General features: G+C 70.1%; 13 protein-coding genes and 2 pseudogenes. 7 read left to right on the top strand and 8 right to left on the bottom strand.

All coding sequences use genetic code 11. The features are described 5' to 3' along the window. Positions 1–10: 10 nt before the first annotated feature. A complete protein-coding gene (locus tag A4R44_RS21240) occupies positions 11–1,453 on the bottom strand; it encodes a neutral zinc metallopeptidase (RefSeq protein WP_067583385.1) in 1,443 nt (480 codons plus the stop codon). Between the two features lie 128 nt (positions 1,454–1,581). Between A4R44_RS21240 and glgP the strand changes: the two genes are divergently transcribed. Further along, positions 1,582–4,125: an alpha-glucan family phosphorylase gene (gene glgP, locus A4R44_RS21235; RefSeq protein ID WP_067583383.1), complete on the top strand. Its 2,544-nt coding sequence runs from the start codon at positions 1,582–1,584 to the stop codon at positions 4,123–4,125. 145 nt (positions 4,126–4,270) lie between these two features. Here the strand turns inward: glgP and A4R44_RS45970 are convergent. Together A4R44_RS45970 and A4R44_RS21225 are read right to left on the bottom strand one after the other, a co-directional pair. After that, positions 4,271–4,670: pseudogene (locus A4R44_RS45970) on the bottom strand (rhodanese-like domain-containing protein). Further along, a pseudogene (locus A4R44_RS21225) lies at positions 4,667–5,219 on the bottom strand (cysteine dioxygenase family protein). The pseudogenes A4R44_RS45970 and A4R44_RS21225 overlap by 4 nt, the downstream one beginning before the upstream one ends. A 282-nt stretch (positions 5,220–5,501) precedes the next feature. Here A4R44_RS21225 and A4R44_RS21220 point away from each other — a divergent pair. From A4R44_RS21220 to A4R44_RS21200, 5 genes are read left to right on the top strand one after another with little or no spacing between them, the layout of a single operon-like run. Continuing rightward, positions 5,502–6,314, top strand: a complete 813-nt coding sequence (locus A4R44_RS21220; protein ID WP_067583375.1) for an ABC transporter ATP-binding protein — start codon at positions 5,502–5,504, stop codon at positions 6,312–6,314. Between the two features lie 54 nt (positions 6,315–6,368). Beyond that, positions 6,369–7,148, top strand: a complete 780-nt coding sequence (locus A4R44_RS21215) for an enoyl-CoA hydratase/isomerase family protein (protein WP_067583373.1) — start codon at positions 6,369–6,371, stop codon at positions 7,146–7,148. Further along, positions 7,145–8,110: a class I SAM-dependent methyltransferase gene (locus A4R44_RS21210; protein WP_067583371.1), complete on the top strand. Its 966-nt coding sequence runs from the start codon at positions 7,145–7,147 to the stop codon at positions 8,108–8,110. Before A4R44_RS21215 ends, A4R44_RS21210 begins: the two co-directional genes overlap by 4 nt. 1 nt (position 8,111) lies before the next feature. Next, positions 8,112–9,320: an SAM-dependent methyltransferase gene (locus tag A4R44_RS21205; protein WP_067583369.1), complete on the top strand. Its 1,209-nt coding sequence runs from the start codon at positions 8,112–8,114 to the stop codon at positions 9,318–9,320. Positions 9,321–9,343: 23 nt separating this feature from the next. Continuing rightward, entirely contained in the window at positions 9,344–10,105 is a 762-nt protein-coding gene (locus A4R44_RS21200; RefSeq protein WP_067583367.1) for an HAD family acid phosphatase, read from the top strand. Between the two features lie 54 nt (positions 10,106–10,159). On the opposite strand, the gene A4R44_RS21195 is transcribed toward A4R44_RS21200, so the two are convergent. From A4R44_RS21195 to A4R44_RS21185, 3 genes are all read right to left on the bottom strand, one after another. Beyond that, positions 10,160–11,140 (bottom strand): chitinase, encoded by a 981-nt coding sequence (locus A4R44_RS21195; RefSeq protein WP_067583361.1) that lies wholly within the window; start codon positions 11,138–11,140, stop codon positions 10,160–10,162. A gap of 119 nt (positions 11,141–11,259) precedes the next feature. Continuing rightward, positions 11,260–11,814, bottom strand: coding sequence for a dihydrofolate reductase family protein (locus A4R44_RS21190; protein WP_067583359.1), 555 nt, complete (start codon positions 11,812–11,814; stop codon positions 11,260–11,262). 52 nt (positions 11,815–11,866) lie between these two features. Continuing rightward, complete coding sequence (locus tag A4R44_RS21185; RefSeq protein WP_067583355.1) at positions 11,867–12,298, bottom strand: MarR family winged helix-turn-helix transcriptional regulator; 432 nt, start codon at positions 12,296–12,298, stop codon at positions 11,867–11,869. A 58-nt stretch (positions 12,299–12,356) separates the two neighbouring features. Here A4R44_RS21185 and A4R44_RS21180 point away from each other — a divergent pair, with 58 nt between their 5' ends. Continuing rightward, positions 12,357–12,677, top strand: a complete 321-nt coding sequence (locus A4R44_RS21180) for an antibiotic biosynthesis monooxygenase (RefSeq protein WP_067583353.1) — start codon at positions 12,357–12,359, stop codon at positions 12,675–12,677. A gap of 8 nt (positions 12,678–12,685) precedes the next feature. On the opposite strand, the gene A4R44_RS21175 is transcribed toward A4R44_RS21180, so the two are convergent. Beyond that, on the bottom strand, positions 12,686–13,477 hold the full coding sequence (locus tag A4R44_RS21175; RefSeq protein WP_067583352.1) for a hypothetical protein: 792 nt from the start codon (positions 13,475–13,477) through the stop codon (positions 12,686–12,688). 311 nt (positions 13,478–13,788) lie between these two features. Then, the gene (locus A4R44_RS21170) at positions 13,789–15,393 is read right to left on the bottom strand and encodes a bifunctional NAD(P)/FAD-dependent oxidoreductase/class I SAM-dependent methyltransferase (protein WP_067583349.1); all 1,605 of its coding nucleotides are present in this window, start codon (positions 15,391–15,393) and stop codon (positions 13,789–13,791) included. Positions 15,394–15,398 lie beyond the last annotated feature (5 nt).

Below are 15,398 nucleotides of genomic sequence, written 5' to 3'. Positions count from 1 at the left end.
GCTGTCTGGCTCAGGCGTACAGCTTCGAGCAGGAAGACGACCCTTCGAGGTAGCCGCGGCGCAGCGCCTCGACCCGGTCGAACCCGCTGTCCGGCCGCTCCCCGTTCACGTTCGCCGACACCAGCCCGTCCGGCCGGAGCAGATCCGCGATCGCCTCGTCCAGGTCCCCGGACGACAGCCGCAGCTTCACCTTCCCGGCCGGGTTGTTCGAGAACGCCGCCCAAGCCCCCACGAGGCAAGCCGTCCGCAACCCGGCGTTGGGCGTGTCGATCGACGCCCCCACGCCCTTCTGAACCCCCACCGCATACCGCGACGCCAGCTCGGCGAAAGCGGCGAAGTCGCCCAGCCCGCCCCCGGCCCGGCCAGCCATCTCGGCTTCCTGGTCCACCGGCTCGGCCAGCTTCTCCAGCGCCCGCTGATCGAAAGTCACCGTGTTGTCGTTCGGGCAATAAGACGCGGGCGGGGTGCTGGGCCCGCCGGGACAGCTGCCCGCCCCGGCCCGGAACTGCGGCCCCTGCACCCCAGCCCCCTTGAACGCCTCGTCGAGGCTGGCCTTCAGATCCGCCACCCGCTGCTCGTCGAACCGGGCGTCGCCCTTGCCCTTGTCGTCGCGGTCGAACGGCCGCTCAGTCAACCGCTTCTGCACGTTCTGCGCGTTCATCCCCGCGCATTCCTTCGGCCCCTTCTCGAACCCGGCCTGGAACGCATACGTCCGGTCGAACGCCGTGCCGTGCGCCTGCCGGTCTGTCGCGCTGGTCCCGGCTTGGTCGCGGATGAAGAACATCGCGGCCAGGATCTGGTCCAGCCCCTCCGCGGTCGACACCCGGTAGAACTTGCTCTTGTCCTCGGCGACCCACCGGAAGTACCCGCCGGCGAAACAGTCCGCCTGCTGCTCCTTCACCACGGTCGGCGTCGACTTCGAAATCCCCGCCGCGGCCCCGAGCCGGTACTGGATCGCGTGGCCGAACTCGTGCGCCAGCACGGTCACCACCGACATCGGCCCGAACCGCTTGCGCAGCATCGGCAGCAGCACGCCGCGGTCCCACGCCACCGAATCGTCACCCGCGCAGTAGAACGCGTTCACCAGCTGCTTGACGCTGCCGCACGCGGTGTCCTCGGTGTCGCGCTTCGAGTCGTACGACAGCAGCGATTTGACCGGCTCGAACCGCTTGCCGCCGAACTCCGCGGGCAGCGCCTCGGTCCAGTACGCCTGCACGTCCGCGATCGCGGCGGTGGCGAGCTGGTCGTCCTCGCCGCCGCTGGCGTTGCGCACCCGCAAGTCCGGCCGCGGCGCGCCGGACCGCAGCCCGCTCTCGAAGTGCGTGACCGGCAGCCCGGCGACGTTCCCGGCGCCCGGCGTCGCCGGAGGAGCCTTGTCCCCGCACCCGGCTGTCCCCAGCACGGTCGCCGCGACCAGCGCGACCAGCGCGTACCGGCGTCCCCCTCGGCTCATGTTCCCTCGTTCCCCATCCGCGTCCGACAACGAACCCGGACATTACTGACCCGGATGGCGGAACGCGCGGACAATCCCCGAAGCGGGGTGCGAGCGCGCGCGAAGCGGGCCGGATATCGTCGCTGACCATGCGTGCAGTCCGCCGGTTCACCGTCCGCGCCAGCCTGCCCGAGCCGCTCGCCGGGCTCGGGGCGCTCGCGACCAACCTTCGCTGGACCTGGCATCCGCCGACGCGCGACCTGTTCGCCTCGATGGACGCCGAACTGTTCAACAAGATCCGCGACCCGCTGCGCATGCTCACCGCGCTGCCGCCGGAGCGGCTCGAGGAACTGGCGAAGGACGAGGACTTCCTGAGCCGCACCCGCGAGGCGGCGGCCGGGCTGGAGCGCTACCTGACCGAACCGCGCTGGTACCAGCGGCGCACCGACGACGGCCTGCCGCGAGCGGTCGCGTACTTCTCGATGGAATTCGGGGTCACCGAGGCGCTGCCCAACTACTCCGGCGGCCTCGGCGTGCTCGCCGGCGACCACCTGAAGGCGGCCTCGGACCTCGGCGTCCCGATGGTCGGCGTCGGCCTGCTGTACCGGTCCGGCTACTTCCGCCAGGGCCTGTCGCTGGACGGCTGGCAGGTCGAGCACTACCCGGTGATCGACCCGAACGCCTTCCCGCTGGAGCTGGTCACCGAGGGCGGCCGCCCGGTGCTGGTCGAGGTCGCCATGCCCGGCGGGCGCGACCTGCGCGCGCAGATGTGGCGGGCGCGCGTCGGCCGGATCCCGCTGCTGCTGCTCGACACCGACATCGAGGCCAACGACGAGGACCTCCGCTCGGTCACCGACCGGCTGTACGGCGGCGACGCCGACCACCGCATCCGGCAGGAGATCCTGGCCGGCATCGGCGGATTCCGCGCGGTGCGGAAGTTCTGCGAGCTGACCGGGCATCCGCAGCCGAAGGTGTTCCACACCAACGAGGGCCACGCCGGATTCCTCGGGCTGGAGCGCGCCCGCGAGATCATCCAGTCCGACGGCCTCGCCTTCGACGAGGCATTACCCGCGGTCCGCGCCGGCACCGTGTTCACCACGCACACGCCGGTCAGCGCGGGCATCGACCGTTTCCCGGTCGATCTCGTGCAGCGCTATTTCTCCGACGGCAGGCTCGTCCCGGACGTCGATGTCCGCCGCGTGCTGCAACTCGGCGCGGAGGACAACCCCGGCTTGTTCAACATGGCGCACATGGGACTGCGTCTGGCACAACGTGCAAACGGCGTCTCCGAGCTGCACGGCCGCGTCACGCGCCGGATGTTTTCCCGCCTGTGGCCCGGTTTCGACGACGCCGAGGTGCCGATCGCGTCCATCACCAACGGCGTGCACGGGCCGACCTGGGTGGCGCGCGAGCTGAGCGCGCTGCTCGGCGGCAACCACGAGGAGTTCGGCCACGAAGGCCGCACGCCGGACAGTTCGCTGCGCGACGGCGTCAGCGACCAGCAGCTGTGGGAACTGCGCCGGGAACTGCGGGAGAAGCTGGTCGGCGAGGTCCGGCGGCGGGTGCGGACGGCGTGGATGCAGCGCGGCGCGTCAGCGCTGGAACTGGGCTGGACCGACCGCGTTTTCGACCCGGACGTGCTGACCGTCGGCTTCGCCCGCCGCGTGCCGACGTACAAGCGGCTCACGCTGATGCTGCGCGACCCGGACCGGCTGCGCGCGCTGCTGCTGGACGAGAAGCGGCCGATCCAGATCGTGATCGGCGGCAAATCGCATCCCGCCGACGAGAACGGCAAGCAGCTGATCCAGCAGATCGTGCGGTTCGTCGACGATCCCGAGGTGCGCCACCGCATCGTGTTCCTGCCGGACTACGACATGTCGATGGCCCGCTACCTCTACCGCGGCTGCGACGTGTGGCTGAACAACCCCGTGCGGACGCTGGAGGCGTGCGGCACGTCGGGCATGAAGTCGGCGCTCAACGGCGGCCTGAACCTGTCCATCAAGGACGGCTGGTGGGACGAGTGCTACGACGGCTCCAACGGCTGGGCCATCCCCACCGCGGACGGCGTCACCGACCCGCTCCGCCGCGACGACCTCGAAGCCGCGGCACTGTATGACCTGCTCGGCCAGCAGATCGCGCCGCTCTACTACGACACCGGCGAGGACGGAGTGCCGACCGGCTGGCTCGCGATGGTCTGGCACACGCTCGAAACGCTGGGCCCGCGCGTGCAGGCGTCGCGAATGGTCCGCGAGTACGTGGATTCCGGCTACCTGCCCGCGTCGAGGATGGTCGCCGCCGCCACCGGCAACGGCCACCAGGGCGCGCTTTCGCTGGCCGACTACCGGACCAAACTGGACGTCGCGTGGCCGCGCGTGCGGATCTTCGACGCCGAACTCCAGTACGACCACACCGAACGCCTCGTGGTGGGCACCGAGGTCACCATCCGCGCCCGGATCGACCTGGCCGGACTCGAACCGTCCGAAGTGGACATCCAAGCCGTGGTGGGCCAGGTCGGCGACGGGGACGAACTCGCGGACGCGGTGCAGGTCCCGATGCCGCCGGACGGAATCGGCGCGTTCGCCGCGACCCTGCGCCTCCCGCGAGCGGGTTCGGTCGGCTACACGGTGCGGGTGCTGCCGAAACACCCGCTGCTGGCCAGCCCGGCGGAGCTGGCCCGAGTCGTGCTCGCCTGAGCACCCCAACGGCAGAGTGAGGTTGTCCCCCCCGGCCGGGCGCGGCCCGCCGGTTCTGCGCATCGCCGTTGCGAAGCCGCACACCACAGCTGCTGACAATGCCTCGTTGGGTGCCTCAGATGCACCCAACGAGGCATGGAGGCACTCATGGGACCGCGGGCGACCCGCCTTCGCGCACCGGCAGCCCAGCCGCCGCCCAAGCCCGGAACCCGCCCGCGAGATCTGTCGCCTTGACNGACCAGCCCCAGCCGCTGCAGATCCGCCGCCGCCAGGCTGGAGGCGTACCCCTCGTTGCACACCACCACCGCGACCGTCTCCGCCGTAACCCCCGGCAGCCGCCACTCGCTTTCCGGGGCCAGCCGCCACTCCAGATGGATCCGCTCGACCACCACCGACCCGGGAATCTCGCCTTCGGCGAGCCGGTTGGCGTACGGCCGGATGTCGACGATCAGCGCGCCCTCGGCCTGCAAGCCGGCGGCGCGCGCCGGGTTCGCCCGGTCCAAGGTGGACCGGGCGTCGGCGAGAAAACCGTCAAGTGCGGTCATGACCGCACAATGGCAGGAAGCGGCGGGATCTCGTTAGGCACGTCGGCAAGGCTCGTGTACTCGCGCGTCGGCACCAGCGGCGGCGAGTAGGCGTGCACGCTGGCCGCCGGTTCGCTGCCGACGCCGAGCACCTGATGCGNGATGCGCGCGCCCGGCGCCGAAGCCGATGCCCTGCCCGGCGGCGTGCGTGCGGCGGCGCACCGGGCCGCCGGGATAGCGGTACTCCTCGCCGAGTTCGCCTTGCAGCACGGTGAACGAGCCCGACGCGCCGCCGTGGTCGTGCGGTTTCGTGTGCTGGCCGGGCAGCCACGACAGCAGCCACAGTTCGACGCCGTCGGTCAGCGCGAGGCGCGCCCACCAGCGCTGGTCCTCGTCGAAGCGCAGGACCTCGCGCAGGCTGGTGGTCAGTTCGGTGGTGACTGTGCGGGTCAGGTCGGCCAGCTCGCGCGGCGTCCACAGCAGCCGCGACGGGTGCAGCAGTTCGGGCAGCAGCGGATCGGTCAGCTGGGGGTGGATTTCGACTTCCGGACGGACGATGGACGTGGTCAACGCGAGTGCTCCTGGAATGAGTCGGTGCCGGGACGCGAGGCAGCGCGGCACGCCGACGAAGGATCAGCGTGCGTGCCGCGCCCGGCTACATCCGCTGGAAGCGACTAGGAGCAGGTCGATCGCGCGACGGCGCCACAACACGGGGCGCGCGGACCTGAACATGCCGGGGATGCTGCCACAGCGCCGCGCTCACGGCCGCTCGTCCCAGCGGCTGGACACCCGGCGCGCCGTTAGCCCCGGGCGGGTGCGCGCCCGCGCCCGGGCGACCGCCACAATGGGCTCGTGAGCGAGCCGATCCTGCCCAGCGATCCTGACGATCTCGTCGTGCGGATGTCCGGTGTCGGCGTCCGCCGTACCGGAAACGACCTCCTCGCGGCCCTCGACTGGGCGGTCGAGCTGGACGAGCGATGGGTGGTGCTCGGCCCGAACGGCGCGGGCAAGACCACCCTGCTGCGCCTGGCCGCCGCCGAACTGCACCCCACCTCCGGCACCGTCGACCTGCTCGGCGACCGCATCGGCAAGGTGAACATCTTCGACCTGCGCCCGCGCATCGGGTTCACCTCCGCCGCGATCGCCCAGCGCGTGCCCGGCGACGAGCTCGTCGGCGACGTGGTGGTCAGCGCCGGGTACGCGGTGATGGGCCGCTGGCGCGAGCAGTACGACCGGATGGACCTCGACCGGGCGACCGAACTGCTCGGCACGCTCGGCATCGCGCACCTGGCCGAGCGCACGTTCGGCACGCTGAGCGAGGGCGAGCGCAAGCGCGTGCTGATCGCCCGCTCGCTGATGACCGACCCGGAGCTGCTGCTGCTCGACGAGCCCGCCGCCGGTCTCGACCTCGGCGGCCGCGAGGACCTCGTGGCCCGGCTGTCGGTGCTCGCGATGGACCCGGACGCGCCGGCGATGGTGCTGGTCACCCACCACGTCGAGGAGATCCCGCCCGGGTTCACCCACGCGCTGCTGCTGCGGGAGGGCCGCGCGGTGGTGTCCGGGCTGGTGGACGAGGTGATCACCAGCGAGAACCTGTCCAAGACGTTCGACCAGGACCTGGTGCTGCAGCGTTCGGGCGAGCGGTTCTTCGCCCGCCGCCGGTAAGTTGTCCTTACCGGCCGGTAGCCTGCTGTCAGATCGTCAACGAGGAGGAATCCCGTGGGAGAGTTCGTAACCCTGGAGGTCGAGGGCGGGGTCGGCACGATCCGGCTGGACCGGCCGCCGGTCAACGCGCTGAACAACCAGGTGCAGGCCGAGCTCGCCGAGGCCGCGCGCGAGGCGTCCGACCGCGACGACGTGCGCGCGGTGATCCTCTACGGCGGCGAGAAGACCTTCGCCGGCGGTGCGGACATCAAGGAGATGGCCTCCCGCACCTACCCGGAGATCGCGAAGTTCGGCGCCGAGCTGACCGCGTCGCTCGCCCGGGTCGCGAACATCCCGAAGCCGGTCGTCTGCGCGATCACCGGCTACGCCCTCGGCGGCGGCCTCGAACTGGCGCTGACCGCGGACTGGCGGATCGCCGGCGACAACGTCAAGGTCGGCCAGCCGGAGATCCAGCTCGGCATCATCCCCGGCGCGGGCGGCACGCAGCGGCTGACCCGGCTGATCGGCCCGAGCAAGGCCAAGGACCTGATCTTCACCGGCCGGTTCGTGAAGGCCGAGGAGGCGCTCAAGCTGGGCATCGTCGACGAGGTCGTGGCCCCGGACGACGTGTACGCGGCGGCGCGCAAGTGGGCCTCGCAGTTCGCGAACGGCCCGGCGGTGGCGCTGCGCGCGGCCAAGGCCGCCATCGACTCCGGCCTCGACGTCGACCTGGCCACCGGCCTGAAGATCGAAACGCAGCTGTTCACCGCGCTGTGGGCGACCGAGGACCAGCGCAACGGCATGCAGTCGTTCATCGACAACGGCCCCGGCAAAGCCAGTTTCGAGGGGAAGTGACTGCCGTGTCCGACCCGGCGCCGAACCCGCACGCCACCGAAGACGAGGTCAAGGCGGCCTACGCCGACCCGAAGCTCGCGAACGTCCTCTACCACGACTGGGAAGCCGGGACGTACGACGAGAAGTGGTCCATTTCCTACGACGAGCGCTGCATCTCCTACGCCACTGACGTGTTCAACGCGGTGGCGGGCGACGACGGCCAGCCGTACCAGCACGCGATGGAACTGGGCAGCGGCACCGGGTTCTTCCTGCTGAACCTGATGCAGGGCGGCGTCGCGAAGAAGGGTTCGGTCACCGACCTGTCGCCGGGCATGGTGCAGGTCGCGCTGCGCAACGCCGAAGGCCTCGGTCTGGACGTCGACGGCCGGGTCGCCGACGCGGAGCGGATCCCGTACGACGACAACACGTTCGACCTCGTGGTCGGGCACGCGGTGCTGCACCACATCCCGGACGTGCGCCAGGCGTTCGGCGAGGTGCTGCGCGTGCTCAAGCCGGGCGGGCGGTTCGTGTTCGCCGGCGAGCCGACGAAAATCGGCGACCGCTACGCGCGCCGGCTCGGCCAGTTCACCTGGTACCTCACCACGAACATCACCAAGCTGCCCGCGCTGAGCGGCTGGCGGCGTCCGCAGTCGGAATTGGACGAATCCTCGCGCGCGGCGGCGCTGGAGGCGGTGGTCGACATCCACACCTTCGACCCGTCGGAGCTGGAAACGATGGCGCGCGGCGCCGGCGCGCAGGACGTCCGCGCGGTCACCGAGGAGTTCTCGGCGGCGCTGGCCGGCTGGCCGATCCGCACCTTCGAGGCCGCGGTGCCGCAGGAGAAGCTCACCGTGCGTTGGCGGCTGTTCGCCTACCACCTGTGGCTGCGACTGTCCGCTTTGGACAAGAAGCTGCTGTCGAAGGTGCTGCCGCGCGAGCTGTTCTACAACGTGATGATCACCGGGACCAAGCGGCCGTCCTGAATTGCCCTACAGTTTCACGCTCGACGACGTCGCCTTCCTGCGTTCCGCCGCGGGACGGGCGGCGCTCGCCGAGTGCTCCACATTGGACGGCTCGCGGATCGCGGACGTCACGACGGCTCGTCGTCTCGCCGGGGAGCACGCTTCCCCGGTGCTGGAAACCGTTGCGTTGCGGCGTAAATCGGTGCTGAAACTGGCTTCTTCCGAAGAATGGCTTTTCACTGGCGACGCCTTGCAGCAGGCGAGCGCTACGCCAGTGGCCCGGCATCGGGCTTCGCGGCTGGCGGGCCTCGCCGTGCATGACGTTACGTGCTCGGTAGGCGCGGACCTGGTTGAACTGTCTCAGGTCGCTTCGGTGGCAATCGGGTCCGATGTGGACCCGGTGCGACTGGAAATGGCTCAGCACAACGCTTCCGTCGCCGGAGTCTCGCCGCTCGTCGCGCGGGCCGACGCCTTGCGCCCGGTTTCCCGTGACACCGCCGTGGTCGCCGATCCGGCTCGCCGCGACTCCGCTGGCCGCCGGGTGTGGCGTCCGGCTGACTTCCTGCCGCCGCTCGACGAGCTCGTGGCCGCCTGTCCCGGCCGGGTCCTGTCGGTGAAATGCGCGCCCGGCATGGATTTCTCCATCGCAGCGTGGGCGGACGAGGTGGAACTCGTGTCGCTCGACGGCCAAGTCCGCGAAGCCTGCCTGTGGCGAGGGCTCTCGTCCGGTGTCGCCCGCCGAGCGACAGTGCTGCGTTCGGACGGTGCACAGTGGACTCTCACCGACGCGGAACCGGACGACATTCCCGTGCGGGCGGCGGGGGAGTGGCTCATCGACCCGGACGGCGCGGTCGTGCGGGCCGGACTCGTGCGTCATTACGCGGCGCGGCACGGCTTGTGGCAGCTGGACGAACGCATCGCCTACCTCACCGGCGACACGCCGCCACCCGGCGTGCGCGCCTTCCGGGTGCTGGAGCAATTGCCGTACCGCGAAAAGACGCTCGGGCAGGCGTTGAAGAAGCTCGACGTCGGACGGCTGGAAATCCTGGTCCGCGGTCTCGATGTGGATCCGGACGCCCTGCGTCGCAAGCTGAAACCGCGCGGTCGCGAAGAGTCCACTGTGGTGCTGACCCGGATCGGCCGGTCGCCGGTGGCGTTCGTATGCCGGGCCGAACGCATCCCAACGGAGGGTTTTCAAGCCGGGGAACGCGGCGTAAGTTCTGCGGGTTGACGAATCATCACTGGAGGGTCGCTGTGTCTCGTTTTCCCGCTCTCGTCAAATTGGCCGCCGCCGCGGCCGTCGGCGCCACCGTCGCAGGCGGCGCGACCGCGCTCGCCGGGTCGGACGCCGTCACCGCGGCGCACGGCCGCGAACCGGCCAACATCGGCCAGGTGAAGAACGACGTCAAGGCGTACTACGGCGACTGGCTCGACGCGTCCGGCAAGCACCACTACTCCGAGACCAGCCGGTTCGTCACCGACACGAAGCGCGTGGTCGCCGACGCGAAGCGGTACCTGCAGCAGAAGCTGGGGAAGGTGAAGAACCCGGCGATCGTGCTCGACGTGGACGACACGTCCGAGGTCACCTACGGCTGGGAGGCCGACAACGACTTCGGCTTCGACCCGGTGAAGCAGCAGAAAGCCATCGACGACGGTACTTTCGAGGCCAACAAGCCGGTGCTGGAGCTGACGAAGTGGGCCGCCGACCGCGGCGTGCGGGTCTACTTCCTGACCGGCCGCAACGACCAGCAGGGCCCGCAGTCGCTCAAGAACCTCGCCAACGAGGGCTACCCGACGCCGGCCGGCGCGTACTTCAAGCCGAAGACCACCCCGCCGGACTATCTGCCGTGCGGGCTGAACTGCGACACCGTGCAGTACAAGTCGGGCACCCGAGCGCACATCCAGTCGACCGGCGCGCACATCGTGCTCAACGTCGGCGACCAGTTCAGCGACCTCGAAGGCGGCTACGCGGACCACCCGGTGAAGCTGCCGAACCCGATGTACTACCTGCCCTGATCTCGTGCCGGAGTCAGCCCGGGTCCCGCGCCGGGCCCGGGCTGCTCGGCATCGTCAGCCGGAATACCCGGCGAAGATCTTCGAGAATTCGTACGGCTGCTGGGAAATGTTCGTGCACCGGTACAGCGGGCCGCTGCACGCGTTCGCGTCCCGGCCGAGTTCCCAGAACGACAGCATTCCCATGTGGACACTCTGCGCGAAGCTCACGACCGCGCTGGCGTCCTTCTGGTAGAAGATCTCGTTCTGCGAATCGTTGGCGCCCAGCATCGGCGTGAGGCCCACCTTCTGCCAAGCGTCGGCATCGGACAGCCCGAGCGCCGATTTCAGTTGCGCCTGTGTGGATCGCGCCGCCTGGATCGCCTTGGCCCCTTGGTCGCCGGGACCCTGGTAGTAGTCCATCGCCATGACGTTCACCAGGTCGAGATTGACGCCCGCGTCCCGGGCCGAGGTCACGACGTTCAGCCCGTCCGAGGTGAGCCCGGTCGGAAGCACCGGCAGTGTCAGGGAAATCTTGAGCCCGGGATTGTCGTCCTGCACCTTTTTCAGTGCCTGCGAACGCAGTTTGATCGAACCGGGGTCGGCGACCGCCGCACCCTCGATGTCGACGTCGATGTACTTGAGGTCGTAGGCTTTGATCACCGCTTCGTACTCGCCGACCAGCGAAGTGACGTCGCCGCACGCCTGCGCGAGTTCGACGCCGGACGCGCCGCCGAAGGAGACCTTGACGTCCCCGCCGGCCGCGCGGAGCTTCGCGATTTCGTCGGACTGCCATCCCTGGCGAGGGTCGTAGGCGGCGAACCAGCTGGCCTTGCAGGCGGCTCCGGTGACGAAGCCGAGGGTGAAACTCTTGATGCCGCTCTGCTCGGCCATCGAAGACAGCACAGGCGACGGCCACGCGCCCATGTCCACATAGGGCGCGAGCGCGATCGACGAGTCGCTCGCCGCAGCCGCGGTGCTCTGCGGGACCGCGAGTCCGGCTACGGCCAGCAACCCGCCGAGCGCGGCCGCCAGTTTCCGGGGGGAGGGGAGACGCATAGGTGGAACCTCCACGGTGAGGACCGAGGGGCGGTAAACCCCTGTCCAAATGGTATAGACCAATAATCCCGTGGTGGCCATACGCCATTAGGATGCCGATCCGTCCCGCTGACCGGGATTCAGTGTCCCGCGGCGAGCCGATACCGCAGGTCGGCCGCGAGCGCGGGATCCCCGTCGTGCACTCGATCCCACCGAACCGGTTTCCCGCCCGGATTGTCGAACAGCCGCACCCCGGACCCCAGCATCACCGGCAGGAGATGCACCCGGAACTCCTCGACAATCCCCAGCTCAACGCATTGCCGCGCGATATCCTGGCTGTGCAGCTCAAGATCTTTCCCCCTCGCCGCCGCGAGCCCGATCTCGACCGCTTCCCGGACGTCGCAGTCGAGAACAGTGACCCCGTCCTCGGCCGGGGCGTCCTCCGGATGATGCGTGAGCACGAAAACCGGCCCGCTCCACGCTCCGCCGTACGGCTGCTTGGCGACCTCCCCGGGCACCCGGGCGGCTAGCGCGTCAAAGCCGCGCCGTCCACCCAGAATCGCCCCGACCCGCGCGATGGATTCCTCGTGCGCCCCCGGCGTGACGCGCGCGCCCGACATCCAATCCATCGCATGCCCGTCCGCGGCGACGAACCCGTCCAGCGACATCGCGACGTGCCACAGCACCTTGCCCATGGATCCTCCTCGTGTGCTCCGATACGAGGCAGACCGGCAGGGTGCCGAAAACTCATCGGTCCGTGAGGTTGTCCGAGCAGATGCTCAGCAGCTCGGCCAGCCGGTGCCGCTCGTCCTCCGGCATCCCGGCGAGCATCCGCTCCTCGACCTCGTCGACCACCCGATGCGCCTCCTTCAGCCGGGCCTCGCCGGACGTCGTGAGCCGCACCGGCCGCGCCCGCCCGGCCGACGCTTCCTCGGCAACCGCGACCAACCCGGCCGTCTTCAGTCCGGTCAGGACGTCCCGCAACGACTGCCGCGTCACGAAACAACGCCGCGCCAGCTCGGCCGAGGACGCCCCCGGGTTCTCCGCCAGTGCCGCCAGCACCGCGTACTGCGCCATCGACAGCCCGATCGGCCGCAAGAGCTCGTCGGAGGCCTGCCGGAACGCCTGCTGTACCCGTTTCACGAGATGCCCCGGCCGTCGCGTGGTCTCTTGACCCATGACAGGAACCTTACACATAATGGCGGTTGCCGGTCACGAGCATTCCCGAGGAGAAGCCATGACGACCATCAGCACCGACGCCGACGTAGTCACCCTGGTGAACGTCTTCACCGTCGCCCCGGAGAAACAGCAGGCCCTGATCAAAGTCCTGACCACGGCCACCGAGGAAGCCATGAGCCACCAGGCGGGCTATGTGTCCGCGAACATCCATGCGAGCACCGACGGCACGCGCGTGGTGAACTACTCCCAGTGGGCGAGCGCCGACGCTTTCCACGCCATGACGGCCGACCCGGAATGCCGCGAGCACATGTCCGCCGCCCTGGCCCTGGCCGAGTGCGACCCGCACCTGTACACCGTGGAATCCGTGCACCACATTTGATTTCCCGGTCAGCCGACCGCCAGCGCGGTGACTCCGGAGACGTATCGTCCGCCCTTCACGTCGCCCAGCGGCACCAGCCGCGGCTCCGCGAGGGGCTTGCCATCCTCCATGACGGACAGCAGCAGGGGCCGCCCGCCCGTCCACGCTTCGGCGAGCGTCACCGCCGCGCCGTAGCCGTCCGCCCCCACCGCGACCACCGAGGTGTCCGGTTTCGGCAGCACTCCGGCCAGCGCGAGCACGAGCGCGAGGGGCGGTCCGGATTCCTGATGCGTCTGCGTTCCGGCGTCGGAGGCGAATCGCGCGGTCACCGTTCGCCGCGGCAGTTTCGCCAGCAACGCGGGCGGCAACGTCACTGATCGGCCGTGCGTGGTGACCTGGACCGGCTGTGCGGCCGGTCGCGCGGCGGAAACCGCGACGGAGACCGCGCGGACGTCGCGAACCGTCCGTGATCCGTCGCGATCGCCCGGCACGGTCAGGTCGACTCCGCGTCGTCCGTCGCGGAACACCGCCGGATGATTGCCGAACGAGGGGTCCAGTTCGGCAAGCGCGAACGTCACTGTCCGATGTGCCGCGCCGGTGACCCGGACTGTCACCCGCAGGATGGTGTGCTTCCCGGGCGGCAACACCGGCGACGCGTCGTTCACGACCTGATCGAGCCGCGCGCCGTCCAACTGTGCCGTGCTGAGATCCCCGGGCTTGGCGACAGCACCGCCGACCTCGACGCCGACAGCCGCTTCGGCGGGTGTTACGACTACAGCCAGGAGAGCGGCTGTCATCAGTGCGAGCAGAGTCTTGCGCATCCGCGTCCCCTTTTTGCCGTGAACTCCGCAGCTGCGGATCCGGACCCGGATTCTAGCCGCTTATCGGGCCGGCTGGTCCTCGGCGACCGCGCCGTCTTGCCGGGCAGCTCTGCCCGCCGCGCCGCGAATGGCGATTTCCGCACTCCGAACACCCTGACGGCTTTGCCGGAATCCTCGGTGCGGCAACGGGAATCGGCGGCCTCAAACGAGGACGACCGTGCGCGCCATGCTGAAATCGCTCGCCCGCGGCTGTTTCGCGCTGCTGGTGGGACGGAGCCCCGGTCCGGGTTCCGGCCAGACCGGGGGAGCTGTCACTTCTTCCGAGCCGCCAGCACCGTGTCCCGAACCACCGTCTCCGCCCCGACCGCGGTCCGTTCGCGAATGTCCGCCGCCACCGAAGCCCACGACTGATCCAACGTCTCCGCCACTTCCTCGGCCGTGAACATCATGTCCGCCATATGCGGCCGCCCGGCGTGGTGATCCGCGGGGTCGTGGCCCACCACCAGCAGCGTCCCGCCCGGTGCCACCGCGTCCGCGAGCCGCGCGAACGCCACCGTCCGGGCCGCCGCCGGTATGTGCAGGAAATGCGACGTCACCAGGTCGAACTTCGACTCCGGCACCCACTCGCCCAAGTCCGCCGCGACCCACGTGATCCGGTCCGCCACCCCGAGTTCTGCCGCCTGCGCGCGCCCGCGTTCGATGGCCGTCGTGGAGAAGTCGACTGCCGNGACTGCCGTCACGTGCCAGCCCTGCTGCGCGAGCCACAGCGCGTCGCCGCCCTCGCCGCAGCCGGCGTCCAGCGCGTGGCCCGGTTCGAGGCCGCGAGCCTCAGTCACGAGCTGATCGTTCGGCCGCCCGCTCCACATCTCGTCCTGCGAGCGGTACCGCTCCTCCCAGGAAGCACGGTCGAACGGCGGCGCCTCCGCGTGGTGCTCGTTGGCCCGCGCGACCTCCCGCTCCATCTCGTGCGAGAACGGCTCTTCCCGCAGCCGCAGGGCTTCCACGACGTCCTCCTCGACCAGCTCGCCGTTGATCGCCGCCCCGGCCATCAATCCCGCCGCGGCCGAAACCACGACCTGCGCCCGCATGTCCGTGACGTTCCCCGCCACCCACAAACCGGGCACGGAGGTCCGTCCGGCCGCGTCCGCGGGAACCCGCGTGCCGATCACGAAACCGTTGAACTCCACCGGTTCCGGCTCGATCCCGAGCGGCGCGAGAAAGTCCGCCCGCGTCCTGGCCTGCGCCGCGACCGCCAACGCCTCCCGCGCCACGACCTCACCCGATTCAAGCCGCACCCCGGTCAGCTGGTCGTCCTCGGCCTCGACCGCCGCGACCGCTCCGTCCACGATCCGGATCCCGCGAGCCAGCAGCGGAGCCTCGTCGAAATCCCCGTGCGTGTGCCGGAAAACGACCACGTCGCCGGTCAGCTGCCGCCACATCAGCGCCTGGTGCCCGGTCATCGGACCGGTCGACAGCACGCCGACCGCCCGGTCGCGCACTTCCCAGCCATGGCAGTACGGGCAATGCAGTACGTCACGCCCCCACCGCGCCGCCAGCCCGGCGACGTCGGGAAGCTCGTCGACGAGACCGGTCGCGACCAGCACCCGCCGCGCGTGCGCGCGCCGCCCGTCGGCCAGCGAGACCTCGAACCCGTTGTCCCCCTTGGCAACCGACGTCACCGTCTGCGCGATCACCTCGCCGCCGTACCCGGCCAGCTCCGCGCGCCCGAGCGAGAGCAACTCGGCAGGCGGCGTGCTCTCGCGGCCAAGATAGTTGTGCACATGCCCGGCCGGCGTGTTGCGCGGCTCACCGGAATCCACGACCAGCACCGACCGCCGCGACCGAGCGAGCGCCACCGCTCCGCTGAGCCCGGCCGCACCGCCGCCGACCACCACCACGTCGTACTTCTCGTCCACTGGAT

This window comes from Amycolatopsis sp. M39, from assembly GCF_001651785.1.
Lineage (GTDB): Bacteria > Actinomycetota > Actinomycetes > Mycobacteriales > Pseudonocardiaceae > Amycolatopsis > Amycolatopsis rubida.
Note: the sequence above shows the minus strand (reverse complement) of the source record. Positions and strands in the feature narration are given on the sequence as shown.

Excerpts from the sequence above, each read along its gene's own strand:
- A4R44_RS21240 (WP_067583385.1), bottom strand. The coding sequence starts at position 1,453 with ATGAGCCGAGGGGGACGCCGGTACGCGCTGGTCGCGCTGGTCGCGGCG.
- glgP (WP_067583383.1), top strand. The coding sequence starts at position 1,582 with ATGCGTGCAGTCCGCCGGTTCACCGTCCGCGCCAGCCTGCCCGAGCCG.
- A4R44_RS21195 (WP_067583361.1), bottom strand. The coding sequence starts at position 11,140 with ATGCGTCTCCCCTCCCCCCGGAAACTGGCGGCCGCGCTCGGCGGGTTG.
- A4R44_RS21190 (WP_067583359.1), bottom strand. The coding sequence starts at position 11,814 with ATGGGCAAGGTGCTGTGGCACGTCGCGATGTCGCTGGACGGGTTCGTC.
- A4R44_RS21185 (WP_067583355.1), bottom strand. The coding sequence starts at position 12,298 with ATGGGTCAAGAGACCACGCGACGGCCGGGGCATCTCGTGAAACGGGTA.
- A4R44_RS21180 (WP_067583353.1), top strand. The coding sequence starts at position 12,357 with ATGACGACCATCAGCACCGACGCCGACGTAGTCACCCTGGTGAACGTC.
- A4R44_RS21175 (WP_067583352.1), bottom strand. The coding sequence starts at position 13,477 with ATGCGCAAGACTCTGCTCGCACTGATGACAGCCGCTCTCCTGGCTGTA.